The following is a 26,803-nucleotide window of genomic DNA, read 5'->3' as shown; positions in this document are numbered from 1 at the left end:
AGCAGGTCGCCGGAATGTATTTCGCGCGGTCTCCAGTTTCGTGGAGTTGATCCGGCCTCCCTTGCGCTGATGTAAACGTCGTGCAAAAGGCCTGTTGGCGTGCGATGGTGCTTTTCGCGCCGATAGAAAGCTGAACGGTAGCTCAGATATGATCAGACTGATTGGATATTTCTTTGGAATGGCCTGCGTGCTCTTTTTGGGCGTCGCGGCAGCTGTTGCCATCTATTTGACTGGCATGACCAAGGATTTGCCCGACTACGAGGTGCTGGCTTCCTACGAGCCGCCGGTCGCGACTCGCATTCATGCCGGCAACGGTGCACTGATGGCCGAATACGCCCGCGAGCGCCGGCTGTTCCTGCCGATCCAGGCTATTCCCGACCGCGTCAAGGCGGCGTTTTTGTCGGCCGAAGACAAGAACTTCTACAATCATCCGGGCGTCGATCCCTTCGGTCTTGGTCGCGCGGTTTTGAACAACCTGCAGAATTTCGGCTCCGGTCGCCGCCCAGAGGGCGCGTCGACGATTACCCAGCAGGTGGCCAAGAACTTTCTTCTCTCCGCCGACCAGACGATCGACCGCAAGGTGAAGGAAGCGATTCTCTCCTTTCGCATCGAGCAGGCCTATTCCAAGGACAAGATCCTTGAACTCTATCTCAACGAGATCTTTTTCGGCCTGAATTCCTATGGCATCGCCGGTGCAGCGCTTACCTATTTCGACAAATCGGTAACGGAACTGACGACAGCTGAAGCGGCCTATCTTGCTGCTCTGCCGAAGGGCCCGAACAACTACCATCCGTTCCGTCACGAAAAGGCAGCTATCGAGCGCCGCGACTGGGTGATCGATCGTATGGCCGAAAATGGCTACATCACCCAGGTCGATGCCGACGAGGCCAAGACGCAGCCGCTCGGCGTCAAGCCGCGCCGCGGATCGGGCACTGTTCTGGCATCCGAATATTTCTCCGAAGCCGTCCGCCGCCAGCTGATAGAGCGTTACGGCGACAAGGCACTCTACGAGGGCGGACTTTCCGTGCGCACCTCGCTCGACCCTGATCTGCAGGTCATTGCCCGTCGTGTTCTGCAGGATGGTCTGCTGGATTACGACGAACGGCGCGGTTTCCACGGCGTGCTGGCTTCGATCGAGACGTCGCCGGACTGGGCGCTGGCGCTCGGCAAGCTTATTGCCGAAAACAAGGTGCCGGATTTGCGTGATGTTCCCGAGTGGACGATCGCTGTCGTGCTCGACGCTTCGGCCAAGGAGGTCGAAATCGGCCTTCAGTCACAGAACGGCAACAAGACCGATCCGGAGCGTAACACCGGAACGATCGCTGCCGATGATATGAAATGGGCCTACCGGGATGCAGCCGGAGAGCGCAAGGTTGCCAAGGGGCCCGACGGCGTGCTGAAAGCCGGCGACGTGATTTACGTCGAGGCGCTGAAGCAGGGCGCAAACTCCTACCGTCTGCGGCAGACGCCGAAAGTGCAGGGCGGTCTGGTTGCGATGGATCCCAATACCGGCCGCGTTCTGGCCATGGCAGGCGGTTTCTCTTACGCGCAGTCCGAATTCAACCGCGCGACGCAGGCGATGCGTCAGCCGGGTTCCTCGTTCAAGCCTTTCGTGTATGCGGCGGCGCTCGATAACGGCTACACGCCGGCATCGGTTGTCCTCGACGGTCCGATCGAGGTTGTTTCCGGCAACCAGGTCTGGCGTCCGTCCAACTATGGTGAAGAGGATGGTACGGGTCCGGCAACGTTGCGTACCGGTATCGAAAAGTCACGCAACCAGATGACCGTGCGCCTGGCGCAGGATATGGGCATGGACCTTGTTGCCGAATATGCCGAACGGTTCGGCATTTACGACAAGATGGCGCCTTATCTGCCCATGGCTCTCGGCTCCGGCGAAACCACCGTCATGCGCATGGTCTCGGCCTATGCCGTCATCGCCAATGGCGGCAAGCAGATCAAGCCGACCGTGATCGACCGCATTCAGGACCGCTACGGCAAAACGATCTTCCGCCACGAGGAGCGTGGTTGCGAAGGCTGTAACGCCAGCGAATGGGCAAACCAGGAAGAGCCTGTCCTGGTCGATAATCGCGAGCAGGTTCTCGACCCGATGACCGCTTACCAGATTACCACGATGATGGAGGGTGTGGTTCAGCGCGGCACGGCGGCAGGCAAGATCCCGGTCAAGGATCGTCCGGTCGCAGGCAAGACCGGAACGACCAACGACGAGAAGGACGCATGGTTCGTTGGCTTTACGCCGAACCTTGTTGCCGGGCTTTATATCGGTTTCGATACGCCGGCGCCGCTCGGCCGTGGCGGCACAGGCAGCGGTCTCGCTGCTCCGCTCTTTGGAAAATTCCTCGAAGCGGCTGCCAAGCTCACGCCGGCTGAAAAGTTCCACGTTCCTGATGGCATGAAGTTCATCGCCGTTAACCGCAAGACCGGCATGATGGCCTTCGATGGCGAGCCCGACACGATCACCGAGGCGTTCAAACCCGGCACCGGACCGGCCGATGTCTTCCAGGTTATCGGTGAAGGCCAGTATATGACCCAGGACCAGATTCTGGATTCATCGCCGCAGGCCCAGCAGGCCATCACGTCGGGTGCGTCGGGTCTCTACTGATCCGACACTTTCTGTTGGCAGCCGGGGCGGGCTTTACATCCGCGCCCGGCACAACTATGTCCCACCGCATCTTAATCCCTGAAGATCACAGAGAGAGAAGAACTCGCCATGCGCGCGGAAATGCTGAATATTGTCGACGAAATCAAGCAGGCCATAAGCCTGCTGAGGAGGCATCTTTGACTGGGATCAGGCTGTAAGAAGACTGGACTGGTTGAACAACAAGTCAGAGGATCCCAACCTCTGGAACGACGCCCAGGAAGCCCAGAAGCTGATGCGCGAGCGCCAGCAGCTCGATGACAGCATCGGTGGCGTCAAGGCGATGGAGCAGCAGCTTAATGACAACGTCGAGCTGATCGAGCTTGGTGAGGAAGAGGGCGACGAGGCGATCGTCAAGGATGCCGAAGAGGCGCTGAAGGCGCTTCGGACCGAGGCATCCCGCCGTCAGGTGGAAGCCATGCTTTCCGGCGAGGCGGACTCCAACGACACTTACGTCGAAGTGCATTCCGGCGCTGGCGGCACCGAGAGCCAGGACTGGGCCAACATGCTTCTGCGCATGTACACCCGCTGGGCGGAACGCCAGGGCTACAAGGTCGAACTGCTCGAAGTGCATGACGGCGAAGAAGCCGGCATCAAGTCTGCGACGATCCTCGTCAAGGGCCACAATGCCTTCGGCTGGATGAAGACCGAATCGGGTGTGCACCGTCTCGTTCGCATCTCGCCTTACGATTCGAACGCGCGTCGGCACACGTCCTTCTCGTCGATCTGGGTTTATCCGGTCGTCGACGACTCGATCAACATCGAGATCAACGAAAGCGACTGCCGCATCGATACCTATCGTTCGTCGGGCGCCGGCGGCCAGCATGTCAACACGACCGATTCGGCCGTGCGCATCACCCATATCCCGACGAACATCGTGGTTGCCTGCCAGCAGGAACGCTCGCAGCACAAGAACCGCGCCAAGGCTTGGGAAATGCTGCGTGCCCGCATGTACGAAGCCGAGCTGATGAAGCGCGAAGCGGCAGCCAATGCCGAAGCCGCCTCCAAGAGCGATATCGGTTGGGGCCACCAGATCCGTTCCTACGTTCTGCAGCCCTACCAGCTGGTCAAGGATCTGCGCACCGGCGTTGCCAGCACGGCACCGGACGATGTGCTGGATGGCGACCTGAACCAGTTCATGGAAGCCGCATTGGCACATCGCATCTCCGGCAAGCCGGATGCAGAGGTCGGCGACGTCGACTGATTGTTCGTGGACTTATCGATAGCGAAAAGGCCGGGTTTCGACCCGGCCTTTTCGTTTTATGACTTCGCGCAAATGTTCCGGGACTTTGCTCCCCTGATCCCGCCCGTCAGTTGGTAAATTGCTCGGCAAGGATACGGTCGGACCAGGAATGATCCGGATCAGACAGGATGCGGGCCGTCAGTTCCGTCGATTGCGCGATCCGCACATGCAGCACCGACTTGACCTCGGCATTGTCCGCAACAGCGTTGACCGGCCGCTTTTCGGACTCAAGAATGGTGATGTCGACGCAAACGTGGTTGGGCAGCAACGCGCCGCGCCAGCGCCGCGGGCGATAGGGCGAAACCGGTGTCATCGCCAGAAGCGGCGCTTCCAGCGGAAGAATAGGGCCGTGGGCCGAGAGGTTGTAGGCGGTAGAGCCTGCGGGCGTTGCGACCATCACGCCGTCACAGATCAGCTCCTCCAGGCGCACGTGGCCATCGATTTCCACCCTCAGTTTCGCGGCCTGATAGGATTGGCGAAACAGATAGACTTCGTTGATCGCCAGCGCCACGGATGTCGAACCGTCGCTGCTGGTCGTCGTCATCTTGAGCGGGTGGAATTCGTTCTCCCCCGCAATGGAGATGCGCTCCGGCAGGTCGTCGATGCGGTAGTCGTTCATCAGGAAGCCGACAGAGCCGCGGTTCATGCCATAGACGCGTGGCCCGGACGTGATCGTTTCGTGCAGTGTCTGCAGCATGAAGCCATCGCCGCCCAGCGCAACGATAATGTCGGCCTCGCCGAGCGGCCGGTTGCCGTAAAGCCGGACAAGCTCGTTAAGCGCTGCTTGCGCCTCGTCTGCCGGGGAGGCGATAAAAGACAGCTTCTCGCAGGGAATGGGCATGAACAGGCAGGCCTTTGATGCTGTCGCCCTGAATTAAACCCCATGGGGGCGCTCTCAATGGCGTTGACTGGATTGTTGATCACCCAGGACCGATAAGCCGCAGGCGCAGCAGTGGTACAGGAAAAGACCACGGATGGACAAGCGTTCTGCGATCCCTGTTCGGCCTCGGCGGAAGATGCTGGATTGATAACATACAGACGCGAGGTTTTGCGTTACGACAGAAGCAAATGAGGTGACTCCGTGGATCACCATGCGCTTGTAACTTGGTTGGGAGAGCCGCTGATTTGCAATAAGGAGGGTGGGGATTATAACGCTGCCAGGGCATTGTGTTTCTAGTGGAATTTGCGGTGGTTTAGCCTGACGGCTTACAGTGTCGTCCTGTTTCCCGCACACCGCGCCACAAAATCCGGATTGGCGAAATCCGCACAATCATGCCGTCCTGTCTTGCCATAACGCAGTGGCTCATCCTGAAGATTGACGGTTATACCGCCGGCGGCGCGCAGAACGGCGTCACCGGCAGCCGTATCCCATTCCATGGTTCGGCCGAAGCGCGGATAGATGTCGGCCGCACCTTCGGCGATCAGGCAGAATTTCAACGACGATCCGACGGTTCGGATCTCTGAGGCGCCACAGCGGTCGAGAAAATCATCTGTTTTGGTGCAGCGGTGCGAGCGGCTGGCAACTGCGATATGAGGAGAAGTAACCGTGCGGGTTTGCATCGGCTCGCGGCGTAAAACCTGAAAGTTTTCGTCGATCCAGAGTTTTTCCGCGCCGTCAGGGCTGCCGGCATAGGCGATACCGAGTGCCGGGGCATAAACGAAACCTGCGACGGGCGCGCCGTCCTCGATCAGCGCGATATTGACCGTGAAATCATCGTGACCGTTGATGAATTCCTTTGTCCCGTCGAGCGGATCGACGAGGATGAAGGCCTTGTCCGCAATATCCGGAATATGCCCCGCTGCTGCCTGTTCTTCGGCGACGATCGGTATGTGAGGACAGGCTTTGCCGAGTTCCGACAGGATGACCGCCTCGGCCTGCTCGTCTGCTTCGGTGACCGGCGATGCGTCCGCCTTGTAGCGCGTATGTGCTCCTGCCCGGTGGATGGTCAGTATGGGACGCCCTGCTGCGAGCGCGGCGCGTTCGAAGATGGCGACTGTCGGTTTCCACAAGGAGGGTTTGGGCAGGGTGATCGTCATGATCTCTTCCCATGCCACGAATCGGCGGGCGAGGGGAGTCTTAACCCACGGCAGGCGGTGGTACCGATGTCACGGATCGCCGAATCGGCCCTGACAAACGGAAGCAATGGAGCCGTCGCGCTCGTGTTAGTGAGCCTGTCGATCCGTGCGGCGCAGTAGTCCGAATCCCAGGGCGACGGCCAGCTGCCGGCAGATCTCCATCCCGATCAGACCAAGCACTTGTACGAGCCGTAGCACGAGGTCTCGCAGGCGGGGCCGTTGGCTCTCCCGCGTATAAGGAACCGGAAGCTGGTCCTTGGTGGCCGTGGGCTGATCCGGCGGGCCTGCTGCGTCCATTGCCGCATCGGCATGCTGCTCGACGGTCGCAATGGCCCGTTTTCGTATGAGCTCCGCCAGTCCGAGTGCAGGTCGGGCTGCATCGTCCGGCAGGGACATCAGATCCCATCTGACGCTGAGAAAGGTTTCCGGCTCGATTCGATAACCGGCTTCGATCGCTGCATCGATAAAGTTGACACGCGCCAGACTGGCATCGGCCTGTCCCAAAAGTACATCGCGGCAGCAAAGCACCGCCGCGACATGGGATTCTGTCCTTTTAGTCGGCCATGCGCCGATCAGCATCAGCGCCGCATCGAGCGTGCCGTTGACGATCACCGTTCCCGGACGACCATACATTTCGATAACGACCGGGCTTCTCCATGCTCCTGCTTCCATGCTGATCTCCCCAGTTTAATATTAGGAGATGATCACGTATGGCTTGCGCGAGGATGGATTTATAAGTTTAACCTAATATTCGGCCGTTTTGGCTACTTCGCTTTCGTCAGATGCTGGCGGGTAGCATAAAGCGCGATCGCTGCTGCATTGGATACATTGAGCGACTTGATGGCGCCGGGCATATCCAACCGTGCAAGTGCCGACACCGTCTCGCGGGTCTTTTGTCTTATGCCCTTGCCTTCGGATCCGAGCACCAGCGCGATCTTTTCGCCGGACAGCGTTCCCTCAATCGGTGCCGGTCCTTCCGAATCAAGACCAATCGTCAGGAAGCCGAGCTTGTGCAGTTCCTGGAGTGCGTCGGCGAGATTGGTGACCTGGATATAGGGGATGAGTTCCAGTGCACCAGAGGCGGATTTGGCAAGCACGCCGGATTCCGTCGGGCTATGTCTCTGGGTGGTGATGACAGCGCCGGCGCCGAACGCTACGGCCGAACGCATCACCGCGCCGACATTATGCGGATCGGTAACCTGATCGAGCACGAGAAGCAGAGGGCTCTCCTTCAGGGCATCAAGCCGACGAACCGGCAGCGGCCTGGTTTCCAGCATCACGCCTTGGTGGATGGCTTCGGGGCCGAGCACCTTGTCTATATCCTGTGGCGAGACGAATTCGACCGGAAAGGGCTGCGCAGAAGAGTCACCAATATCCAGGCGCACGAAAGCATTCTGGGTAACCGTAAGCTTGATCAGCTTGCGCTCGGTATTATCGAGTGCGGCGCGCACCGTGTGCAGGCCATACAGGAATACCTGGTCCTGCTGTAACTGCGGCGGCTTCCAGTCCTTGTTGGATTTTTGCGGCTTCGGCTGCGGTGTCGGAATTTCACCGCGCTCGCGCTTGGCGTCGCGTATGTTGCGCCGTAGCGTCGCATAATGGGTATCGCGGGGCGATTTGTCTTTGGGATCTTTTGTGCTCATGCCGCCTTATATAGGCCTGCACCTATCCGGCAAAGCCCTTCCTCCCGGGGTGCGGTGGAGAACGTAATTTTTTCGTCATTTTTTCAAAGGGGTCGTGTTGACAGACGGAAACGAGGCGGTCATATAGCCGCCACAGACGACGGGGCGACGAGTTACCGGGTCTGACGAACTTGGTCTCACGATCCAGACGGAATACTGGAGGGATGCCCGAGTGGTTAAAGGGGACGGACTGTAAATCCGTTGGCTCAGCCTACGTTGGTTCAAATCCAACTCCCTCCACCATTCTGTCACCGGATCGGAACCAACCATACCGCGGGTATAGCTCAATGGTAGAGCAGCAGCCTTCCAAGCTGAATACGCGGGTTCGATTCCCGCTACCCGCTCCATTTCCGACATTAAAAAGCTTTTGAATATTTGCCTGCGAGGCAAGTGTTTTGCTTTGATTTCTCGGCATTCTCGCGGTGAATCCGCGCTCCTGCCCTTGTACTTCGGCCGGCCGTAATTATGTCTTGCGCATTGTAGTGGAAAGCCTTAAACGGCTGCACCAAACCCGGTTCCGGGTTCACCTCTATGTTCACAGGAAGCATTCAATGGCAAAGAGCAAGTTTGAGCGCAACAAGCCTCACGTCAACATTGGCACGATCGGTCACGTTGACCACGGCAAGACGTCGTTGACGGCAGCGATCACGAAGTACTTCGGTGAATTCAAGGCGTATGACCAGATCGACGCAGCGCCGGAAGAAAAGGCCCGCGGCATCACGATTTCGACCGCCCACGTCGAATACGAAACGCCTGCTCGTCACTACGCGCACGTTGACTGCCCCGGCCACGCCGACTACGTCAAGAACATGATCACCGGTGCTGCCCAGATGGACGGCGCGATCCTGGTTTGCTCGGCTGCCGACGGCCCGATGCCGCAGACCCGCGAGCACATCCTGCTCGCCCGTCAGGTTGGCGTTCCGGCAATCGTCGTGTTCCTCAATAAGGTCGACCAGGTTGACGACGAAGAGCTTCTTGAGCTCGTCGAACTGGAAGTCCGCGAACTTCTGTCGTCCTACGACTTCCCGGGCGACGATATTCCGATCGTCAAGGGTTCGGCTCTGGCCGCTCTTGAAGATTCGAACAAGAAGATCGGTGAAGACGCGATCCGCGAGCTGATGGCCGCTGTCGACGCCTACATCCCGACGCCTGAGCGTCCGATCGACCAGCCGTTCCTGATGCCGATCGAAGACGTGTTCTCGATCTCGGGTCGTGGTACGGTTGTGACCGGTCGCGTCGAGCGCGGCATCGTCAAGGTTGGCGAAGAAGTCGAAATCGTCGGCATCAAGGCAACCTCGAAGACGACGGTTACTGGCGTTGAAATGTTCCGCAAGCTGCTCGATCAGGGCCAGGCCGGCGACAACATCGGTGCACTGGTCCGTGGCGTTCAGCGCGACGGCGTCGAGCGTGGTCAGATCCTGTGCAAGCCGGGTTCGGTCAAGCCGCACAAGAAGTTCATGGCTGAAGCCTACATCCTGACGAAGGAAGAAGGCGGCCGTCATACGCCGTTCTTCACCAACTACCGTCCGCAGTTCTACTTCCGTACGACGGACGTGACCGGTATCGTTTCGCTGCCGGAAGGCACGGAAATGGTTATGCCTGGCGATAACGTCACGGTTGAAGTCGAGCTGATCGTTCCGATCGCGATGGAAGAAAAGCTGCGCTTCGCTATCCGCGAAGGCGGCCGTACCGTCGGCGCCGGCATCGTTGCCTCGATCGTCGAGTAATCGATAGTCACCTGAATTGAGAAAGGCCCTGCTGGGAACGGCGGGGCCTTTTTCGTGGAGCACGTGATTTTCATATCGCCCGAATCTGCGGCGCAAAATTTAGCCCGACAGTTCTTCGGCGTAGCGGAATATGCCTTGGTTTCGCGGCTTGCGTAGGCTCTCCGGCAATCGCTCATCCGTTTCCAGCAGCCGCGCTGCGACATTATCCGCCCCCGTTTCCAGAGCCTCTCGCCCGATAAAGCCGCCGCGCACCTGCGTCGTCGCGGACAGCGCACGCATGAATGCGTCGAACAGATCCTGATCGGGCAGGGGTGGGCTGTTCCAGAAATCAGCAAGCGGCGCTTGCGAGGTGAGCCCTTCGATGTCGTATATGGCCGACCCCAGCGCGATGACCGGACGGCCAAAGCCGAGCGCTGTCAGCCCGACCGTGGAGTTGACGGTGACGATACCTTCCGCTCGTTCGATAAGAGCATCGGTATTTCCACCATCGGCCACGAAGACCCGATCCCCGACGCCCAGCCGGGAGGCGACACCGCCGATCCGCTCGGGCCAGCGTGACAGACCGTTATCGATCGGATGGATCTTGAACAGGAGCCGGGTATCCTTGGGGGCGTATCTGGCAAAAGAGGTGATCACGGCTTCGACGATCTTATTCAGGTCACCGCCTGGTGAATGCCGGATTATCTGATAGTCTCCCGGCAACTGAAGAGGGAAGAGAAAGAAGCGGGCATCCGAACCGTCAAGTCGTCGCGTGGATGCGGCGATGGTTTTCTCTGCCTGTTTGCGGCGTCTGCCTGCAGTCAGTCCTTTGCAGATCCAGCCGCTGTATTCGACGACCGGATGAACCGCGCCATGTGTTCTGTAATGGCGGTGAACCAGAGGCCCGAGCAAAACATTCGGAATGTGGTAGGCGAGATCGTAGAGCGCATAAGTCAGAAAACTGGATTGGAACAGGCCGCCACGTGCGACGAGCGGCACGCCATCGGCGAGCGCCCTGATCGCCTCCGGATCCCGAGGGAAACGCGAATGGGCCGACATGCCGTCGGGCTCGACGGTAAGCCAGTCGGGCCGCAAATAACCATGCTCGACGATATGAACCCTGATGCCTGAGGATTGGCCCAATTCGGCGGCCGCAGCGTGATAATCCCGGCCATCACCGAGCATGACGATATCGGTCACCGCATGGTGACGCACGAAAGCAGCAAGATAGGCTGCCCACTCGTTCTTTTTCCCGCGAAACAATGTGCTCCTTCTCGGCCACCAGAAAACCATATCCCCAATGCAGAAGTTGATGCGCTCGACGCGTGCGCTCTCCGCTTCAAGCCTGTCTGCGACAAGTCTGAAAAAGGGGGAGGCGGGGCCTTGAAGGAAGAGGAAAGTGCGAGTGTTCATGTCACCGTGCTTACGTGAAATTAACAGCCTGAAATCGTATTTGCATTGACGGCGGTGCGGGTTTGGTGAGAATTCCAACCACCTTGACGACGACTAGCTCAATCTCACTGCTTTCGGTGTCGGATCTCTCGACGCAAGAAGGTGAAGAAGGTACTCAATCGCGTATGGCCAAAGTTCTCTTTCTGCAAGGTCCTCCTTCGGTTTTCTGGCGCGAGCTCTGCGATGGGTTTGAAGCCAAGGGCGTGGAAACAAGAAGGGTGAACTTCTCCTTCGGCGACCAGGTCTATTGGTTGAGGCGCGGTGCGATCAACTATCGCGGCACATTGAAGGCTTGGCCACGGTATCTCGCGGCTCTTCTGAAGCGCGAAGGCATCACCGACATCCTCTATTACGCCGACCGGCTGCCTTACCATCGACTTGCGGCGCGCGTCGCGCGTCGCTTGGGCGTGCGTTGTCACGCGGTTGAGTTCGGCTATCTGCGGCCCGACTGGATAACGCTAGAACGTGACGGGATGGGCCGATTCTCCCATTTTCCCAACGATCCGGACCGAATTCGCCAGATCGCTGCAAAGGTGGCTGATCCTGACCTGAAGAACCGCTATCCGCACACATTCGGGCAAGAAGCGACCAACGAGGTGATCTACAATCTGGTCGCCTATTTCGGCCGGGTTCTGTTCCCGTTTTATCGCTCGGACAAATATTACGATCCGCTCTTCGACTACCTTTCCTGGCTGCCGCGTATGTTCCGGCAAAGACACGACCTGCCGGAAGGGTATTTCGACGATAAACTGAAGCGCAATTACCTGCTCGCACTCCAGCTCCAGAGCGATTACCAGATCAGGGCGAACTCGCCCTATCGGCATATTTCTCAGATGCTGGACCAGGTCATGCAGTCGTTTTCTCGCCATGCGCCTGAGAACGGGCGACTGATCATCAAGCAGCACCCTCTCGATAACGACCTCGAGAACTGGCGTAAGGTTGTTGGCGAGCTGGCAGAAAAATACCGTATCGAAAGCCGTGTGCTTTTCATCGAAAAGGGCAATCTGGCGGAGATCCTGCGTCATTGCCACGGTTCGATCGTGGTCAATTCGACGACAGGTCTTCACAGCCTCAGGGCTGATGTTCCGACGATCGTTCTCGGCGCCGCAGTATTCGATATTGCCGGATTGACGCATCAGGGCGGGCTGGACGTTTTCTGGCGGCATCCCGAGCGAATCGATCGCAGTCTTCTGGCGTGCTTCATCAAGGCTCTGGCCGGTGCGATCCAGGTGAAGGGCAATTTTTATCATCCTGAAGGCCGCAAGCTCGGTATTTCCACGATCGTCGATCGCGTCATCGGTGGGCTTGTGAATGAACCGGGTGCTTATGTCGCCCAACCCCCTCGGCTGGCCTGGAAGCGCTTGCCGCTGGCCAATGAGCGCAAGGGATCCGCAGGGCTTCTGCCCGGAGCGATCGATCTGGCCGGCGGTGATATTCTCGGCGGCAGTGAACCCGCATTTGCAACCGTTCGCGCCGTTGATGCGGGGGATCGGCGCGGCGAGGTGTATTGAACATGCTCGCAACTCGAAAAACATACTTGCCAAGTCGGGCGACGCACCGTAAAGGGAGCGCCTAGCTTGCGGACGACGCGGAATCGAATGTGATTTCCAGTCGCCAAGGGTGAAGGGGTATAGCTCAGTTGGTAGAGCGGCGGTCTCCAAAACCGCAGGTCGTCGGTTCAAGCCCGGCTGCCCCTGCCATTCGAAAAAGCTCGCTGAAGCAGATGAAATATCTTGTTTCGGCTGCGCCGGTTAAGTCGGCGAAATTTAATTGGGCATTGTTTTTCCTCTTGTGTAAAGGGGAGGCGATGTTTATGTAGAGAAAACAGACACGCGGTGCGTGGGGCTGAGAGTTCGGCTTTACGTGCCGTAATTGCGTGGAAAATCGATGGCATCCAAAACCAATCCGGTCACGTTCTTCAAGCAGGTTCGTTCCGAAGGTCTGAAAATAACTTGGCCATCCCGCCGCGAGACTGCAATCTCTACGGCTATGGTTCTGGTTATGGTTGTATTTGCTGCTCTGTTTTTCTTCGCGGCGGATCAGTTGATGGGTTGGCTTTTGCGCCTGATCCTGAACGTCAGCGTTTAAAACTGGAGAGTGAAGATGGCGGCACGCTGGTATATCGTCCACGCATATTCGAACTTCGAAAAGAAGGTCGCAGACGACATCGAGAACAAGGCTCGCCAGAAGGGGCTTGAGCATCTGTTCGAAAAGATTCTCGTTCCGACCGAAAAGGTTGTGGAAGTGCGTCGCGGCCGTAAGGTCGATAGCGAGCGCAAGTTCTTCCCGGGCTACGTCATGGTTCGTGCGAACCTTACGGACGAGGTCTATCACCTGATCAAGAACACGCCGAAGGTTACCGGTTTCCTCGGTTCCGACAATAAGCCGGTTCCGATTCCGGACTTTGAAGCCGAGCGCATTCTCGGTCAGGTTCAGGAAGGCGTCGAGCGTCCGAAGTCCTCGATCTCTTTCGAGATCGGCGAGCAGGTTCGCGTTTCCGATGGTCCGTTCGCGTCGTTCAACGGCGTTGTTCAGGATGTCGATGAGGAGCGTTCGCGCCTCAAGGTCGAGGTCTCGATCTTTGGTCGTGCTACCCCGGTCGAGCTGGAATACGCTCAGGTCGAAAAGGTCTGAGTTCACTATGGGGTCCGCATGTCGGACCTCTCGCGATGAAAATCGCGAACCGCGTGGAAGGTGAGGGGCCTTAGCCGGACCCCAATGATCCGCACCACGCAACCGCAGCCGCCGGAGCAATTCGGCATCGTGAGCCGGGAAGCCGGTTCTATTATGAAAGGCAGAGAGATATGGCTAAGAAAGTAGCAGGCCAGCTCAAGCTTCAGGTCAAGGCAGGATCGGCAAACCCGTCCCCGCCAATCGGCCCGGCGCTTGGTCAGCGTGGCATCAACATCATGGAATTCTGCAAGGCGTTTAATGCCGCCACGCAGGAAATGGAAAAAGGTATGCCGATCCCGGTCGTCATCACCTATTACCAGGACAAGTCCTTCACCTTCGCGATGAAGCAGCCTCCTGTCAGCTACTGGCTGAAGAAGGAAGCAAAGATCACGTCCGGTTCCAAGACGCCTGGCAAGGGCGGCAAGGCCGGCACTCTCACCAAGGCTCAGATCAAGTCGATCGCTGAAGCCAAGATGAAGGATCTCAACGCTGCCGATATCGAAGGTGCAATGGCCATGATCGAGGGCTCTGCCCGCGCCATGGGTCTGGAAGTGGTGGCATAACATGGCAAAGCTTGCAAAGCGTATTCAGAAGATCCGCGAAGGCGTTGATCCGACCAAGCTCGTAGCCCTTTCCGACGCCATCGCTATGGTCAAGGAACGTGCGGTCGCCAAGTTCGATGAAACCATCGAAATTGCAATGAACCTCGGCGTTGACCCGCGTCACGCAGACCAGATGGTCCGCGGCGTCGTCAACCTGCCGAACGGCACGGGCCGCGACGTTCGCGTTGCTGTCTTCGCTCGTGGCGTCAAGGCTGATGAAGCCAAGGCTGCTGGCGCAGACATCGTCGGCGCAGAAGACCTGCTGGAAATCGTTCAGGGCGGCAAGATCGATTTCGATCGTTGCATTGCAACCCCGGACATGATGCCGCTCGTCGGTCGTCTCGGTAAGGTTCTCGGCCCGCGTGGCATGATGCCGAACCCGAAGGTCGGTACGGTTACGATGGACGTCACGGGTGCCGTCAAGGCTTCCAAGGGCGGCGCTGTCGAGTTCCGCGTCGAGAAGGCTGGTATCATTCACGCCGGCATCGGCAAGGCTTCCTTCGACGCCAAGGCGCTCGAAGAGAACATCAAGGCCTTCGCTGACGCAGTCGTCAAGGCTAAGCCGGCTGGTGCCAAGGGTAACTACGTCAAGCGCGTAGCGATCTCCTCGACCATGGGTCCGGGCGTCAAGATCGACCCGTCCTCGGTTAACGCATAAGTTTTTCCGGGGTTTAACCCCGGTACAAAGAATTTCCGGCTCTCGCGAGCCGGAAGTTTTCGGAGAAATCCGGAATTCCTGTCCGAGATTGTGGGTGGCTTAAATCTTTCGGGATCAAGGCCTTAATAATTCAAACCTGCATGAGACGGGTAAGACCCAAGTTTTGAAGATGCGTCATGCGTTTTGTGAAAGTTGGTTCGAGCCTGGTGTGCCTTGTGCTTGTAGCGAATGCTGCAGAGCAGGGGGGCAGGATCCTCAAGCGTCGCTTGGGGTCTTGAAAGAGGCCCTTTGTGGCAAAGGCAAACCGATGGGGCCTGCAGGATTGCGGTCCCGTCAACTGGAGACAGACAGTGGAAAGAGCGGAAAAACGCGAATTCGTCACGGAGCTGAACGAAGTCTTCAAGGCTTCCGGTTCGGTTGTCGTGGCCCACTATGCTGGTGTCACAGTTGCGCAGATGAACGATTTTCGTTCGAAAATGCGTGCTGCTGGCGGCACCGTCAAAGTCGCGAAGAACCGCCTGGCCAAGATCGCTCTTCAGGGTACGGAGTCGGAAGGGATCGTAGATCTCTTCAAGGGTCAGACGCTTATCGCATATAGCGTCGACCCGATCACGGCACCGAAGGTCGTCATGGAATTCGCCAAGACCAACGACAAGGTCGTTGTTTTGGGCGGCGCCATGGGTTCCACGACGCTCACGGCAGATGCAGTCAAGTCGCTTGCGACCCTGCCTTCGCTCGACGAGCTTCGTGCAAAGCTTCTGGGCATGATCCAGACGCCGGCTACCCGTATCGCATCGGTTGTTGCAGCACCGGCAAGCCAGCTTGCCCGCGTGTTCGCAGCCTATGCAAAGAAGGACGAAGCCGCTTAAGGCGGTTTTTCGCTGTTCAAAACCAAGTTCGAACCAATATAAGGAACTATGAAAATGGCTGATCTCGCAAAGATCGTAGACGACCTCTCGGCTCTGACCGTTCTGGAAGCTGCCGAGCTTTCCAAGCTTCTCGAAGAAAAGTGGGGCGTTTCCGCGGCTGCTCCGGTAGCTGTTGCTGCTGCTGGCGGCGCTGCTGCTGCTGTCGTTGAAGAAGAAAAGACCGAGTTCGACGTCATCCTCACGGATGCCGGCGCCAACAAGATCAACGTCATCAAGGAAGTCCGCGCCATCACCGGTCTCGGCCTCAAGGAAGCCAAGGACCTCGTCGAAGGCGCTCCGAAGGCTGTCAAGGAAGCTGTTTCCAAGGCTGAAGCCGCTGACCTCAAGAAGAAGCTTGAAGACGCCGGCGCCAAGGTCGACGTTAAGTAATACTGGAATACGACGGGGGGGATTTATCTCTCCCGTCGATTTCTTCGAACTTATTACCCAGGATCCGTATGAAAACGGCTTCTGGGTAATGGGTTCTCAAGAGGATGGTCCCCACCGTAGCGCTAGGCAATCCGGCTTAGGGTTTCGGCAAGCGGGACGAGATTGAGACTCATGTCGACGGGAGATCGATTGGCCTCCGATACCCGTCCGTTGCAGGCCCGGATGCAATTTTGAAGGAGCGACGATGGCTCAGCAGACCCTTTCCTTTAATGGTCGCAGGCGCGTACGCAAGTTTTTTGGTAAAATTCCAGAAGTAACGGAAATGCCGAACCTCATCGAGGTTCAGAAGGCATCTTATGACCAGTTTCTGATGGTCGAAGAGCCCAAGGGCGGTCGCCCGGACGAGGGCTTGAATGCGGTCTTCAGGTCCGTGTTCCCGATCACCGACTTTTCTGGTGCTTCTATGCTCGAATTCGTGTCCTACGAATTCGACCCGCCGAAATTCGACGTCGAAGAATGCCGTCAGCGCGACCTGACCTACGCAGCTCCCCTCAAGGTGACGCTGCGCCTCATCGTGTTTGATATCGACGAGGATACGGGCGCGAAGTCCATCAAGGACATCAAGGAACAGTCCGTCTACATGGGCGACATGCCGCTCATGACGGATAACGGCACGTTCATCGTGAACGGTACCGAACGCGTTATCGTGTCCCAGATGCACCGTTCGCCGGGCGTTTTCTTCGACCACGACAAGGGCAAGAGCCATTCTTCCGGCAAGTTGCTTTTTGCCGCCCGCGTCATCCCTTACCGTGGTTCCTGGCTCGATATCGAATTCGACGCCAAGGACATCGTTTTTGCCCGCATCGACCGTCGTCGCAAGATTCCGGTCTCGTCGCTGCTGATGGCCCTCGGCATGGACGGCGAAGAAATCCTGTCGACCTTCTACACGAAGTCGAACTATGAGCGTTCCGGCACCGGCTGGCGCATTCCTTTCAATGCGGAAACGCTGAAGGGTGCCAAGGCTCTGTCCGAAATGGTCGACGCCGATACCGGCGAAGTCGTTGTCGAATCCGGCAAGAAGCTGACCCCGCGTCTGCTCCGCCAGCTGACCGACAAGGGCCTCAAGGCTCTTAAGGCAACCGACGAAGACCTCTACGGCAACTTCCTCGCCGAAGACATCGTCAACTACTCGACCGGCGAGATCTATCTCGAAGCCGGCGACGAGATCGACGAAAAGACCCTGCCGATCATTCTCGAAGCAGGCTTCGACGAAATCCCGGTTCTCGGCATCGATCACATCAACATCGGCGCCTACATCCGCAACACCCTTCATGCGGACAAGAACGAAAACCGTCAGGACGCCCTGTTCGACATCTATCGCGTCATGCGTCCGGGTGAACCGCCGACCATGGATTCTGCGGAAGCCATGTTCAACTCGCTGTTCTTCGACGCCGAGCGTTACGACCTGTCGGCCGTCGGTCGCGTCAAGATGAACATGCGTCTCGACCTGCAGGTCGAAGATACAGTTCGCGTTCTGCGCAAGGACGACATCCTGGCCGTGGTCAAGATGCTGGTCGAACTGCGCGACGGCAAGGGTGAAATCGACGACATCGACAACCTCGGCAACCGCCGTGTTCGTTCTGTCGGCGAGCTGATGGAAAACCAGTACCGTCTCGGCCTGCTCCGCATGGAGCGCGCGATCAAGGAACGCATGTCGTCGATCGAGATCGACACCGTCATGCCGCAGGACCTGATCAACGCCAAGCCGGCTGCTGCCGCCGTTCGCGAATTCTTCGGCTCCTCGCAGCTGTCGCAGTTCATGGACCAGGTGAACCCGCTTTCGGAAATCACCCACAAGCGTCGTCTTTCGGCACTTGGCCCGGGTGGTCTGACGCGCGAGCGCGCGGGCTTCGAAGTCCGCGACGTTCATCCGACCCACTACGGCCGTATTTGCCCGATCGAAACGCCGGAAGGCCCGAACATCGGTCTGATCAACTCGCTGGCCACTTTTGCCCGCGTCAACAAGTACGGCTTCATCGAAAGCCCGTACCGCAAGATCGTTGACGGCGTCGTCACCAAGGACGTGATCTACCTCTCCGCTATGGAAGAGGCCAAGTATTACGTGGCTCAGGCCAATTCCGAGCTGACGGCTGAAGGCGCGTTCGTTGAAGAATTCGTGGTTTGCCGTCACGCCGGCGAAGTCATGCTGTCCCCGCGCGACACCATCAACCTGATGGACGTTTCGCCGAAGCAGCTTGTCTCCGTCGCCGCGGCTCTGATCCCGTTCCTCGAAAACGACGACGCCAACCGCGCTCTGATGGGCTCGAACATGCAGCGTCAGGCCGTGCCTCTGGTTCGCGCCGAAGCTCCGTTCGTCGGTACCGGCATGGAACCGGTCGTTGCCCGTGACTCCGGTGCTGCGATCGCTGCCCGTCGTAGCGGTGTTGTCGACCAGGTCGATGCGACCCGTATCGTTATCCGCGCCACGGAAGATCTCGATGCCGGCAAGTCCGGTGTTGATATCTACCGCCTGCAGAAGTTCCAGCGTTCGAACCAGAACACCTGCGTCAACCAGCGTCCGCTGGTCGCCGTCGGCGACATTCTGAACAAGGGCGACATCATCGCTGACGGTCCGTCGACCGATCTCGGTGACTTGGCACTCGGCCGCAACGCGCTCGTCGCGTTCATGCCTTGGAACGGTTACAACTACGAAGACTCGATCCTCATGTCTGAGCGCATCGTGTCGGACGACGTCTTCACGTCCATCCACATCGAGGAATTCGAAGTGGCTGCCCGTGACACCAAGCTTGGTCCTGAGGAAATCACCCGCGACATTCCGAACGTTTCGGAAGAAGCGCTGAAGAACCTCGACGAAGCGGGCATCGTTTACATCGGCGCCGAAGTCCAGCCGGGCGACATCCTCGTCGGCAAGATCACACCGAAGGGCGAAAGCCCGATGACGCCGGAAGAAAAGCTTCTCCGCGCCATCTTCGGTGAAAAGGCTTCCGACGTTCGCGACACGTCCATGCGCATGCCTCCGGGCACGTTCGGTACTGTCGTCGAAGTTCGCGTTTTCAACCGTCACGGCGTCGAAAAGGACGAACGTGCGATGGCGATCGAGCGTGAGGAAATCGAACGCCTCGCCAAGGACCGCGACGACGAACAGGCGATCCTCGATCGTAACGTCTACGGCCGTCTGGTCGACATGCTGCGTGGTCAGATGTCGGTTGCCGGTCCGAAGGGCTTCAAGAAGGGCATCGAACTCTCCAACGCCGTCGTCTCCGAATATCCCCGCTCGCAGTGGTGGATGTTCGCCGTCGAGGACGAGAAGGTCCAGGGCGAGATCGAAGCGCTTCGTGGTCAGTACGACGAGTCCAAGTCGCTGCTTGAGCATCGCTTCATGGACAAGGTCGAAAAGGTCCAGCGCGGCGACGAAATGCCTCCGGGCGTCATGAAGATGGTCAAGGTCTTTGTTGCTGTGAAGCGCAAGATCCAGCCGGGCGACAAGATGGCCGGCCGTCACGGTAACAAGGGCGTCGTCTCGCGTATCGTGCCTGTCGAAGACATGCCGTTCCTCGAAGACGGTACCCATGTCGACATCTGCTTGAACCCGCTCGGCGTGCCTTCGCGTATGAATGTCGGACAGATCCTCGAAACTCACCTTGCCTGGGCTTGCGCTGGCATGGGTAAGAAGATCGGCGAGATGCTCGACGAGTATCGCAAGACCATGGACATCACGAACCTCAAGACGGTTCTGACGGACGTGTATTCCAGTGAAGCCAAGGACGAAGTTGCACACTTCGACGACGACTCTCTCGTCAAACTGGCCGAACAGTCCCGCAGGGGCGTCTCCATCGCAACGCCGGTCTTCGACGGTGCGCATGAACCGGACGTTGCTGAAATGCTGACCAAGGCCGGTCTGCATTCGTCGGGTCAGTCGGTTCTGTACGATGGTCGTACCGGTGAAGCTTTCGACCGCAAGGTCACCGTCGGCTACATGTACATGATCAAGCTGAACCACCTTGTGGACGACAAGATCCACGCACGTTCGATTGGTCCGTACTCGCTCGTCACCCAGCAGCCGCTTGGTGGTAAGGCGCAGTTCGGCGGCCAGCGCTTCGGGGAAATGGAAGTCTGGGCTCTGGAAGCCTACGGCGCCGCCTACACCCTGCAGGAAATGCTGACCGTGAAGTCGGACGACGTGGCAGGCCGTACCAAGGTCTACGAAGCGATCGTGCGCGGCGACGACACGTTCGAGGCGGGCATTCCGGAGAGCTTCAACGTTCTCGTGAAGGAAATGCGCTCTCTCGGTCTGTCGGTCGAGTTGGAGAACTCCAAGCTCGATGCGCCTGCCGATGGCCAGCTGCCTGACGCTGCCGAGTAATATTTTGACAAGGGCGTGCGTGAGCGATCACGCACGCCGTTCCCTCCCTGAACGGACCCGTCGGTCGGGGAAGGGGAGTTTCGCCGCATTTGGCGCCTATTGTCATTTAAGGGTTCGGTTCGACAGCCCGGGAATTTGTCGAGACCGTGACCCATTTGAGGGCCTTCGCGCCCCATCAAGGAGACAGGCATGAACCAAGAGGTCATGAACCTTTTCAACCCGACAGTGCCGGCACAGCACTTCGATTCGATCCGGATCTCGATTGCGAGCCCGGAAAAGATCCTGTCGTGGTCCTACGGCGAGATCAAGAAGCCGGAAACCATCAACTATCGTACGTTCAAGCCGGAACGTGACGGTCTCTTCTGCGCGCGCATCTTCGGACCGATCAAGGACTATGAGTGCCTGTGCGGGAAGTACAAGCGCATGAAGTACAAGGGCATCATCTGCGAAAAGTGCGGCGTTGAAGTCACGCTGTCGCGCGTTCGTCGTGAGCGTATGGGCCATATCGAGCTTGCCGCTCCGGTTGCCCATATCTGGTTCCTGAAGTCGCTTCCTTCGCGTATCTCGACACTGCTCGACATGACGCTGAAGGATGTCGAACGCGTTCTCTATTTCGAGAACTACATCGTCACCGAGCCGGGCCTGACTGCTCTCAAGGAGAACCAGCTTCTCTCCGAAGAAGAGTACATGCTCGCCATCGAGGAATATGGTGAAGATCAGTTCACGGCGATGATCGGTGCGGAAGCCATCTACGAGATGCTCGCGTCGATGAATCTCGAGAAGATCGCCGGCGACCTGCGCGCCGAACTTGCCGAGACCACTTCTGAACTTAAGCAAAAGAAGTTCATGAAGCGTCTGAAGATCGTCGAGAACTTCATCGAATCCGGCAACCGCCCGGAATGGATGATCATGAAGGTCGTTCCGGTTATCCCGCCGGACCTGCGTCCGCTGGTTCCGCTCGATGGCGGCCGTTTCGCGACGTCCGACCTGAACGATCTCTATCGTCGCGTCATCAACCGTAACAACCGTCTGAAGCGTCTGATCGAACTGCGCGCTCCTGGTATCATCATCCGCAACGAAAAGCGCATGCTGCAGGAATCTGTGGACGCGCTGTTCGACAACGGCCGTCGTGGCCGCGTCATCACCGGTGCCAACAAGCGCCCGTTGAAGTCGCTGTCCGATATGCTGAAGGGCAAGCAGGGCCGCTTCCGCCAGAACCTTCTCGGCAAGCGCGTCGACTATTCCGGTCGTTCGGTCATCGTGACCGGTCCGGAACTGAAGCTGCACCAGTGCGGCCTGCCCAAGAAGATGGCGCTCGAACTGTTCAAGCCGTTCATCTACGCCCGTCTTGACGCCAAGGGCTTCTCGTCCACCGTCAAGCAGGCCAAGAAGCTGGTTGAAAAGGAAAAGCCGGAAGTCTGGGATATCCTCGACGAGGTCATCCGCGAGCATCCGGTCCTGTTGAACCGCGCACCGACGCTGCACCGTCTGGGCATCCAGGCCTTCGAACCGATTCTGGTCGAAGGCAAGGCTATCCAGCTGCATCCGCTCGTCTGCACGGCCTTCAACGCCGACTTCGACGGCGACCAGATGGCTGTTCACGTGCCGCTGTCGCTGGAAGCTCAGCTCGAAGCCCGCGTCCTGATGATGTCGACGAACAACATCCTGCACCCGGCAAACGGTGCACCGATCATCGTTCCGTCGCAGGACATGGTTCTTGGTCTCTACTACCTGTCGATCATGAACCAGAACGAGCCCGGCGAAGGCATGGCCTTCTCCGACATGGGCGAACTGCACCACGCTCTGGAAAACAAGGTCGTCACCCTGCATTCCAAGATCAAGGGTCGTTTCAAGACCATGGATGCCGACGGCAAGTTGGTTTCCAAGATCTATGACACGACGCCTGGTCGTCTGATCATCGGCGAACTTCTGCCGAAGAACGTCAACGTGCCTTACGAAACCTGCAACCAGGAAATGACCAAGAAGAACATCTCCAAGATGATCGACACGGTCTACCGTCATTGCGGTCAGAAGGACACGGTGATCTTCTGCGACCGGATCATGCAGCTCGGCTTTACCCATGCCTGCAAGGCCGGTATTTCGTTCGGCAAGGACGACATGATCATCCCGGATTCCAAGGTCAAGATCGTCGGTGATACGGAAGCTCTCGTGAAGGAATACGAGCAGCAGTACAATGACGGCCTGATCACTCAGGGCGAGAAGTACAACAAGGTCGTCGACGCCTGGGGCAAGGCTACCGAGAAGGTCGCCGAAGACATGATGGCCCGTATTAAGGCCGTCGAATTCGACGCCGAGACCGGTCGCCAGAAGCCGATGAACGCGATCTACATGATGTCCCACTCGGGTGCCCGTGGTTCTCCGAACCAGATGCGCCAGCTGGGCGGCATGCGCGGCCTGATGGCCAAGCCGTCGGGTGAAATCATCGAGACCCCGATCATCTCGAACTTCAAGGAAGGCCTGACCGTTAACGAGTACTTCAACTCGACCCACGGTGCTCGTAAGGGTCTCGCAGACACCGCCTTGAAGACGGCGAACTCCGGTTACCTGACCCGTCGTCTCGTCGACGTGGCGCAGGACTGCATCGTCAACCTCGTCGATTGCGGTACCGAATCCGGCCTCACCATGACGGCGATCGTCGATGCCGGTCAGGTTGTGGCTTCCATCGGCGTCCGCGTTCTCGGACGTACGGCTCTCGACGATATCGATCATCCGGTCACGGGTGAGCGCATCGTCGATGCCGGCAGGATGATCCTTGAGCCGGATGTCATCGAGATCGAGAAGGCTGGTATCCAGTCGATCCGCATTCGCTCCGCACTGACCTGCGAAGTTCAGACGGGCGTATGCTCGGTCTGCTACGGCCGCGACCTTGCTCGTGGTACGCCGGTCAACATGGGCGAAGCAGTCGGCGTTATCGCTGCTCAGTCGATCGGTGAGCCGGGCACCCAGCTCACCATGCGTACCTTCCACTTGGGCGGTACCGCAAACGTGGTCGACTCGTCGTTCCTGGAAGCGTCTTACGAAGGCACGATCCAGATCAAGAACCGCAACATGCTGCGCAACTCGGAGAACGTTCTCGTTGCAATGGGCCGCAACATGGCGATCACCATTCTCGACGAACGTGGCGTCGAGCGGTCTTCGCAGCGCGTAGCTTACGGTTCGAAAATCCATGTCGATGATGGCGACAAGGTTCGTCGTGGTCAGCGTCTGGCAGAATGGGACCCCTACACACGCCCGATGCTGACGGAAGTCGCCGGTACGGTTCAGTTCGAAGATGTCGTCGACGGCATCTCGGTTCTGGAATCGACCGACGAATCCACCGGCATCACCAAGCGTCAGGTCATCGACTGGCGTTCGACCCCGCGTGGTGCGGATCTGAAGCCGGCAATCGTCATCAAGGACGCTTCCGGTCAGATCTTGAAGCTTGCACGTGGTAGCGAGGCACGTTTCAACCTGTCGGTTGAAGCAATCCTCTCCGTCGAACCGGGCCAGAAGATTGCTCAGGGCGACGTGCTTGCACGTATCCCGATGGAAAGCGCCAAGACCAAGGACATCACCGGTGGTCTGCCGCGCGTCGCAGAACTGTTCGAAGCACGTCGTCCGAAGGACCACGCCATCATCGCTGAGATCGATGGTACGATCCGCCTCGGCCGCGACTACAAGAACAAGCGTCGCGTCATGATCGAGCCGGCTGAAGACGGTGTCGAACCGGTCGAATACCTGATCCCGAAGGGCAAGCCCTTCCATCTTCAGGATGGCGACTACATCGAAAAGGGCGACTACATCCTCGACGGCAATCCTGCGCCGCACGACATTCTGGCGATCAAGGGCGTGGAAGCACTCGCGTCCTACCTCGTGAACGAAATCCAGGAAGTCTATCGTCTGCAGGGCGTTGTCATCAACGACAAGCACATCGAAGTCATCGTTCGCCAGATGCTCCAGAAGGTCGAGATCACCGATGCCGGCGACAGCCAGTATATCGTCGGTGACAATGTCGACCGGATCGAGCTGGACGATGCCAACGATCTCTTGATCGAAGAAGGCAAGAAGCCTGCTTTCGGCGACCCGGTTCTGCTCGGCATCACCAAGGCATCGCTGCAGACGCCGTCTTTCATCTCGGCCGCATCCTTCCAGGAAACCACCAAGGTTCTCACGGAAGCTGCAATTGCCGGCAAGATCGACACGCTGCAGGGGCTGAAGGAAAACGTCATCGTCGGCCGCCTTATCCCGGCCGGTACCGGCGGCACCATGACGCAGATCCGCCGCATCGCTACGACGCGCGACGATCTGATCCTGGACGAACGCAAGAAGGGCACCGGTTCCGATACCGCGACCCCGATGTTGCAGAACATGAACCCGGAAAATACGCCTGCCGAATAAGGCAGGCGAGGGAAGTTCCCTTCGTTTCCGAAAACATGATCAAAGGCGCCCGGAGTAATCCGGGCGCTTTTTTTATTTTGACTAATTCTAAAGTGTTGACCGAGGACAAGGCGTTATATTGGAGCAGTTCTAAGCTTCCGGCATTCGATGATGAATGGAGGCTCGAATGAAACGCTTACTCTCGTCCGTTGCTGCCTGTCTTTTGCTCGCAACGGCGGCCTATGCCGCAGACCCGAATCCCGCCGACCTGAGACAGCAGGCACAGGAAATTTTCAAACCGCTGCCTTCGACGGTTCCGGCGGTGAAGGGCAACAAGATTACCGCGGAAAAGATTGCTCTCGGCAAGGCGCTCTTCTTCGATCCGCGGATGTCCGCTTCCGGCGTGTTTTCCTGCAATTCCTGTCACAACCTGGCAACCGGCGGTGATGACAACCTCGAAACGTCGATCGGCCACGGCTGGCAGAAGGGACCGCGCAATTCACCGACGGTCTTCAATGCCGTCTTCAACATCGCGCAGTTCTGGGATGGTCGCGCCGAGGACCTGAAGGCGCAGGCCAAGGGACCGGTTCAGGCCGGTGTCGAAATGGCCAATACGCCGGGGCAGGTTGTCGCCACACTGAAATCGATGCCGCGATATGTGGAATGGTTCAAGGCGGCCTTCCCGAGCGAAGCTGATCCCGTCACTTTCGACAATTTTGCCATGGCGATCGAGGCTTTCGAAGCCACGTTGGTCACACCGGCGCCCTTCGATGCCTTCCTCAACGGTGACGATGAAGCGCTGACAGCGGAGGCGAGACAGGGACTTCAGCTCTTCATCGACAAGGGTTGCTCTTCCTGCCATAGCGGGATCAATGTTGGCGGGGAGGGGTATTATCCTTTCGGCCTGATCGAAAAGCCGGGTGCGGACGTTTTGCCGGAAAAGGATAAGGGCCGGTTTGCCGTGACCAATACTGCAGATGATTCCTACGTGTTCCGGGCAGCGCCGCTGCGCAATATAGCGCTCACGGCACCTTACTTTCACTCGGGCAAGGTATGGGATCTGAAGCAGGCGGTCGCCATCATGGGCACGGCGCAGTTGGGAGAGACGCTGAACAATGAAGACGTCGATCTGATCGTCGCCTTCCTGAGCTCTCTGACGGGCAAGGCTCCCGAAGTCACCTATCCGGTGCTCCCTGCCGAAACCGGAAACACCCCGCAACCGGTAAGCCAGATAATTCCGGTCAAATAGCCGGAAGAGACTGGAAGCTGTTAAGCGCAAGGCCGCGTCGGAATAGACGCGGCCCATCCTGAAAGCATAAATCGCGCTTCGTGGCTAAGACATGCAACAAAACAGAGACCTGAGGCGTGGTGAACCGATCCGAAGAATCGCGTCACCTTTCAGTCGAAACGGATGATGGCGACTTCGCCTTCCAGTGCGCCCTGGTAGGCCGATGCATGCGGCTCTTCCGGCGGCTCTTCCTGAAGCATGCCGATCTGGTCGAGATCCGCTTCCAGAAAGCCCTCTTCGGAGAGCGCGTTCAGCGCATCCCTTACAGCAGTATCGTCGTCGGGTGCGCGCAGCATGATGTGAAGTTCGATACCTTCGCCCCCCTTCGTCTCGTAGGCCTTGCCGATGATGATGAAGATCATCGGCTCGTCGGTGTTGTCATTGTCGGCGGGTGAAATCATGATATTCTCCTGAATGGGTCCTTCATAACGGAAGATCGTCCGGTCTGAAAAGTTCCCGGTTTCATTAGACGTCTCGACTGTGATTCCCAAACACAATCGTTAATCGTCATAATGATCGACCAAGTGGTCGTCGCTTGGCTAGCGAAAAGCCCGCCAAACCGGCACTTGGGCCATTATTTTGGGGCCGACCCTTGACGCAGAAGGGTTAAGACAGTAAACGCCCGGCATCGGAAGCCATGTGAGACACGTGCGTCCGGAATGAATCTATTCCGGGACTAGTCTCAAACAGGCTCCTAAAACGCACGTA

General features: G+C 58.2%; 19 protein-coding genes and 3 tRNA genes. 16 read left to right on the top strand and 6 right to left on the bottom strand.

What is annotated here, in order from left to right; translation table 11 throughout:
- The first annotated feature begins 148 nt into the window (after window positions 1-148).
- A complete protein-coding gene (locus FHP24_RS02305; protein WP_139672278.1) occupies window positions 149-2,620 on the top strand; it encodes a penicillin-binding protein 1A in 2,472 nt (823 codons plus the stop codon).
- 108 nt (window positions 2,621-2,728) lie between these two features.
- Window positions 2,729-3,860, top strand: a protein-coding gene (prfB, locus tag FHP24_RS02300; protein WP_139672276.1) for a peptide chain release factor 2 whose coding sequence is annotated in 2 segments (ribosomal slippage) — window positions 2,729-2,797 and window positions 2,799-3,860 — 1,131 coding nt in all. Because the reading frame shifts where the segments join, the coding sequence is not laid out codon by codon here.
- A 106-nt stretch (window positions 3,861-3,966) separates the two neighbouring features.
- On the opposite strand, the gene FHP24_RS02295 is transcribed toward prfB, so the two are convergent.
- From FHP24_RS02295 to rlmB, 4 genes are all read right to left on the bottom strand, one after another.
- Window positions 3,967-4,740, bottom strand: a complete 774-nt coding sequence (locus FHP24_RS02295) for an NAD kinase (RefSeq protein ID WP_139672273.1) — start codon at window positions 4,738-4,740, stop codon at window positions 3,967-3,969.
- Between the two features lie 365 nt (window positions 4,741-5,105).
- Window positions 5,106-5,936 (bottom strand): 3'(2'),5'-bisphosphate nucleotidase CysQ, encoded by an 831-nt coding sequence (cysQ, locus tag FHP24_RS02290; RefSeq protein WP_139672270.1) that lies wholly within the window; start codon window positions 5,934-5,936, stop codon window positions 5,106-5,108.
- A gap of 126 nt (window positions 5,937-6,062) precedes the next feature.
- Window positions 6,063-6,647: a DUF982 domain-containing protein gene (locus FHP24_RS02285; protein WP_139672267.1), complete on the bottom strand. Its 585-nt coding sequence runs from the start codon at window positions 6,645-6,647 to the stop codon at window positions 6,063-6,065.
- A gap of 92 nt (window positions 6,648-6,739) precedes the next feature.
- Window positions 6,740-7,618, bottom strand: a complete 879-nt coding sequence (gene rlmB, locus FHP24_RS02280) for a 23S rRNA (guanosine(2251)-2'-O)-methyltransferase RlmB (protein ID WP_139672263.1) — start codon at window positions 7,616-7,618, stop codon at window positions 6,740-6,742.
- A 197-nt stretch (window positions 7,619-7,815) separates the two neighbouring features.
- On the opposite strand from rlmB, the gene FHP24_RS02275 reads away from it, so the two are divergent.
- The 3 genes from FHP24_RS02275 (at window position 7,816) to tuf (ending at window position 9,384) form a co-directional block, all read left to right on the top strand.
- Window positions 7,816-7,900, top strand: a tRNA-Tyr gene (locus tag FHP24_RS02275).
- A gap of 30 nt (window positions 7,901-7,930) precedes the next feature.
- Window positions 7,931-8,004 (top strand) — tRNA-Gly (locus tag FHP24_RS02270).
- Between the two features lie 204 nt (window positions 8,005-8,208).
- Window positions 8,209-9,384, top strand: a complete 1,176-nt coding sequence (tuf, locus tag FHP24_RS02265; protein WP_139672260.1) for an elongation factor Tu — start codon at window positions 8,209-8,211, stop codon at window positions 9,382-9,384.
- A gap of 99 nt (window positions 9,385-9,483) precedes the next feature.
- Here tuf and FHP24_RS02260 read toward each other — a convergent pair whose 3' ends face one another.
- Window positions 9,484-10,776, bottom strand: coding sequence for a capsule biosynthesis protein (locus tag FHP24_RS02260; protein WP_139672257.1), 1,293 nt, complete (start codon window positions 10,774-10,776; stop codon window positions 9,484-9,486).
- A gap of 164 nt (window positions 10,777-10,940) precedes the next feature.
- On the opposite strand from FHP24_RS02260, the gene FHP24_RS02255 reads away from it, so the two are divergent.
- The 11 genes from FHP24_RS02255 to FHP24_RS02205 all read left to right on the top strand — a co-directional run bounded on the left by FHP24_RS02255 (window position 10,941) and on the right by FHP24_RS02205 (window position 26,056).
- Window positions 10,941-12,326, top strand: a complete 1,386-nt coding sequence (locus tag FHP24_RS02255; protein WP_139672254.1) for a capsule biosynthesis protein — start codon at window positions 10,941-10,943, stop codon at window positions 12,324-12,326.
- Between the two features lie 113 nt (window positions 12,327-12,439).
- Window positions 12,440-12,515: transfer RNA gene (locus FHP24_RS02250), tRNA-Trp, on the top strand.
- A 187-nt stretch (window positions 12,516-12,702) separates the two neighbouring features.
- Window positions 12,703-12,903 carry a preprotein translocase subunit SecE gene (secE, locus tag FHP24_RS02245; protein WP_112459118.1) on the top strand — a complete coding sequence of 67 codons (201 nt, stop codon included), beginning with the start codon at window positions 12,703-12,705 and terminating at the stop codon, window positions 12,901-12,903.
- Between the two features lie 15 nt (window positions 12,904-12,918).
- Window positions 12,919-13,449: a transcription termination/antitermination protein NusG gene (gene nusG, locus FHP24_RS02240; RefSeq protein ID WP_139672251.1), complete on the top strand. Its 531-nt coding sequence runs from the start codon at window positions 12,919-12,921 to the stop codon at window positions 13,447-13,449.
- 170 nt (window positions 13,450-13,619) lie between these two features.
- A complete protein-coding gene (gene rplK / locus FHP24_RS02235) occupies window positions 13,620-14,051 on the top strand; it encodes a 50S ribosomal protein L11 (protein WP_139672248.1) in 432 nt (143 codons plus the stop codon).
- Between the two features lies 1 nt (window position 14,052).
- Complete coding sequence (gene rplA / locus FHP24_RS02230) at window positions 14,053-14,748, top strand: 50S ribosomal protein L1 (protein WP_139672245.1); 696 nt, start codon at window positions 14,053-14,055, stop codon at window positions 14,746-14,748.
- Window positions 14,749-15,038: 290 nt separating this feature from the next.
- The gene (rplJ, locus tag FHP24_RS02225; RefSeq protein ID WP_394344585.1) at window positions 15,039-15,617 is read left to right on the top strand and encodes a 50S ribosomal protein L10; all 579 of its coding nucleotides are present in this window, start codon (window positions 15,039-15,041) and stop codon (window positions 15,615-15,617) included.
- 54 nt (window positions 15,618-15,671) lie between these two features.
- Complete coding sequence (rplL, locus tag FHP24_RS02220; protein WP_139672242.1) at window positions 15,672-16,046, top strand: 50S ribosomal protein L7/L12; 375 nt, start codon at window positions 15,672-15,674, stop codon at window positions 16,044-16,046.
- Between the two features lie 244 nt (window positions 16,047-16,290).
- A complete protein-coding gene (gene rpoB, locus FHP24_RS02215) occupies window positions 16,291-20,430 on the top strand; it encodes a DNA-directed RNA polymerase subunit beta (RefSeq protein ID WP_139672239.1) in 4,140 nt (1,379 codons plus the stop codon).
- Window positions 20,431-20,619: 189 nt separating this feature from the next.
- Window positions 20,620-24,828, top strand: coding sequence for a DNA-directed RNA polymerase subunit beta' (gene rpoC, locus FHP24_RS02210; RefSeq protein ID WP_139672237.1), 4,209 nt, complete (start codon window positions 20,620-20,622; stop codon window positions 24,826-24,828).
- 166 nt (window positions 24,829-24,994) lie between these two features.
- Window positions 24,995-26,056, top strand: a complete 1,062-nt coding sequence (locus FHP24_RS02205; protein WP_139672234.1) for a cytochrome-c peroxidase — start codon at window positions 24,995-24,997, stop codon at window positions 26,054-26,056.
- Between the two features lie 149 nt (window positions 26,057-26,205).
- Here FHP24_RS02205 and FHP24_RS02200 read toward each other — a convergent pair whose 3' ends face one another.
- Window positions 26,206-26,496: a transcriptional regulator gene (locus FHP24_RS02200; protein WP_139672231.1), complete on the bottom strand. Its 291-nt coding sequence runs from the start codon at window positions 26,494-26,496 to the stop codon at window positions 26,206-26,208.
- Window positions 26,497-26,803: the final 307 nt, after the last annotated feature.

The sequence above is a fragment of the Aliirhizobium smilacinae genome (assembly GCF_006335145.1).
GTDB lineage: Bacteria > Pseudomonadota > Alphaproteobacteria > Rhizobiales > Rhizobiaceae > Neorhizobium > Neorhizobium smilacinae.
Note: the sequence above shows the minus strand (reverse complement) of the source record. Positions and strands in the feature narration are given on the sequence as shown.

Bases quoted from the DNA above. Each gene is read 5' to 3' on its own strand.
- cysQ (WP_139672270.1), bottom strand. From the start codon at position 5,936: ATGACGATCACCCTGCCCAAACCCTCCTTGTGGAAACCGACAGTCGCC.
- rplK (WP_139672248.1), top strand. From the start codon at position 13,620: ATGGCTAAGAAAGTAGCAGGCCAGCTCAAGCTTCAGGTCAAGGCAGGA.
- FHP24_RS02305 (WP_139672278.1), top strand. From the start codon at position 149: ATGATCAGACTGATTGGATATTTCTTTGGAATGGCCTGCGTGCTCTTT.
- FHP24_RS02200 (WP_139672231.1), bottom strand. From the start codon at position 26,496: ATGATTTCACCCGCCGACAATGACAACACCGACGAGCCGATGATCTTC.
- rplA (WP_139672245.1), top strand. From the start codon at position 14,053: ATGGCAAAGCTTGCAAAGCGTATTCAGAAGATCCGCGAAGGCGTTGAT.
- rlmB (WP_139672263.1), bottom strand. From the start codon at position 7,618: ATGAGCACAAAAGATCCCAAAGACAAATCGCCCCGCGATACCCATTAT.
- FHP24_RS02260 (WP_139672257.1), bottom strand. From the start codon at position 10,776: ATGAACACTCGCACTTTCCTCTTCCTTCAAGGCCCCGCCTCCCCCTTT.
- secE (WP_112459118.1), top strand. From the start codon at position 12,703: ATGGCATCCAAAACCAATCCGGTCACGTTCTTCAAGCAGGTTCGTTCC.
- rpoC (WP_139672237.1), top strand. From the start codon at position 20,620: ATGAACCAAGAGGTCATGAACCTTTTCAACCCGACAGTGCCGGCACAG.
- nusG (WP_139672251.1), top strand. From the start codon at position 12,919: ATGGCGGCACGCTGGTATATCGTCCACGCATATTCGAACTTCGAAAAG.
- FHP24_RS02255 (WP_139672254.1), top strand. From the start codon at position 10,941: ATGGCCAAAGTTCTCTTTCTGCAAGGTCCTCCTTCGGTTTTCTGGCGC.
- tuf (WP_139672260.1), top strand. From the start codon at position 8,209: ATGGCAAAGAGCAAGTTTGAGCGCAACAAGCCTCACGTCAACATTGGC.
- FHP24_RS02285 (WP_139672267.1), bottom strand. From the start codon at position 6,647: ATGGAAGCAGGAGCATGGAGAAGCCCGGTCGTTATCGAAATGTATGGT.
- FHP24_RS02205 (WP_139672234.1), top strand. From the start codon at position 24,995: ATGAAACGCTTACTCTCGTCCGTTGCTGCCTGTCTTTTGCTCGCAACG.
- rpoB (WP_139672239.1), top strand. From the start codon at position 16,291: ATGGCTCAGCAGACCCTTTCCTTTAATGGTCGCAGGCGCGTACGCAAG.
- rplL (WP_139672242.1), top strand. From the start codon at position 15,672: ATGGCTGATCTCGCAAAGATCGTAGACGACCTCTCGGCTCTGACCGTT.
- FHP24_RS02295 (WP_139672273.1), bottom strand. From the start codon at position 4,740: ATGCCCATTCCCTGCGAGAAGCTGTCTTTTATCGCCTCCCCGGCAGAC.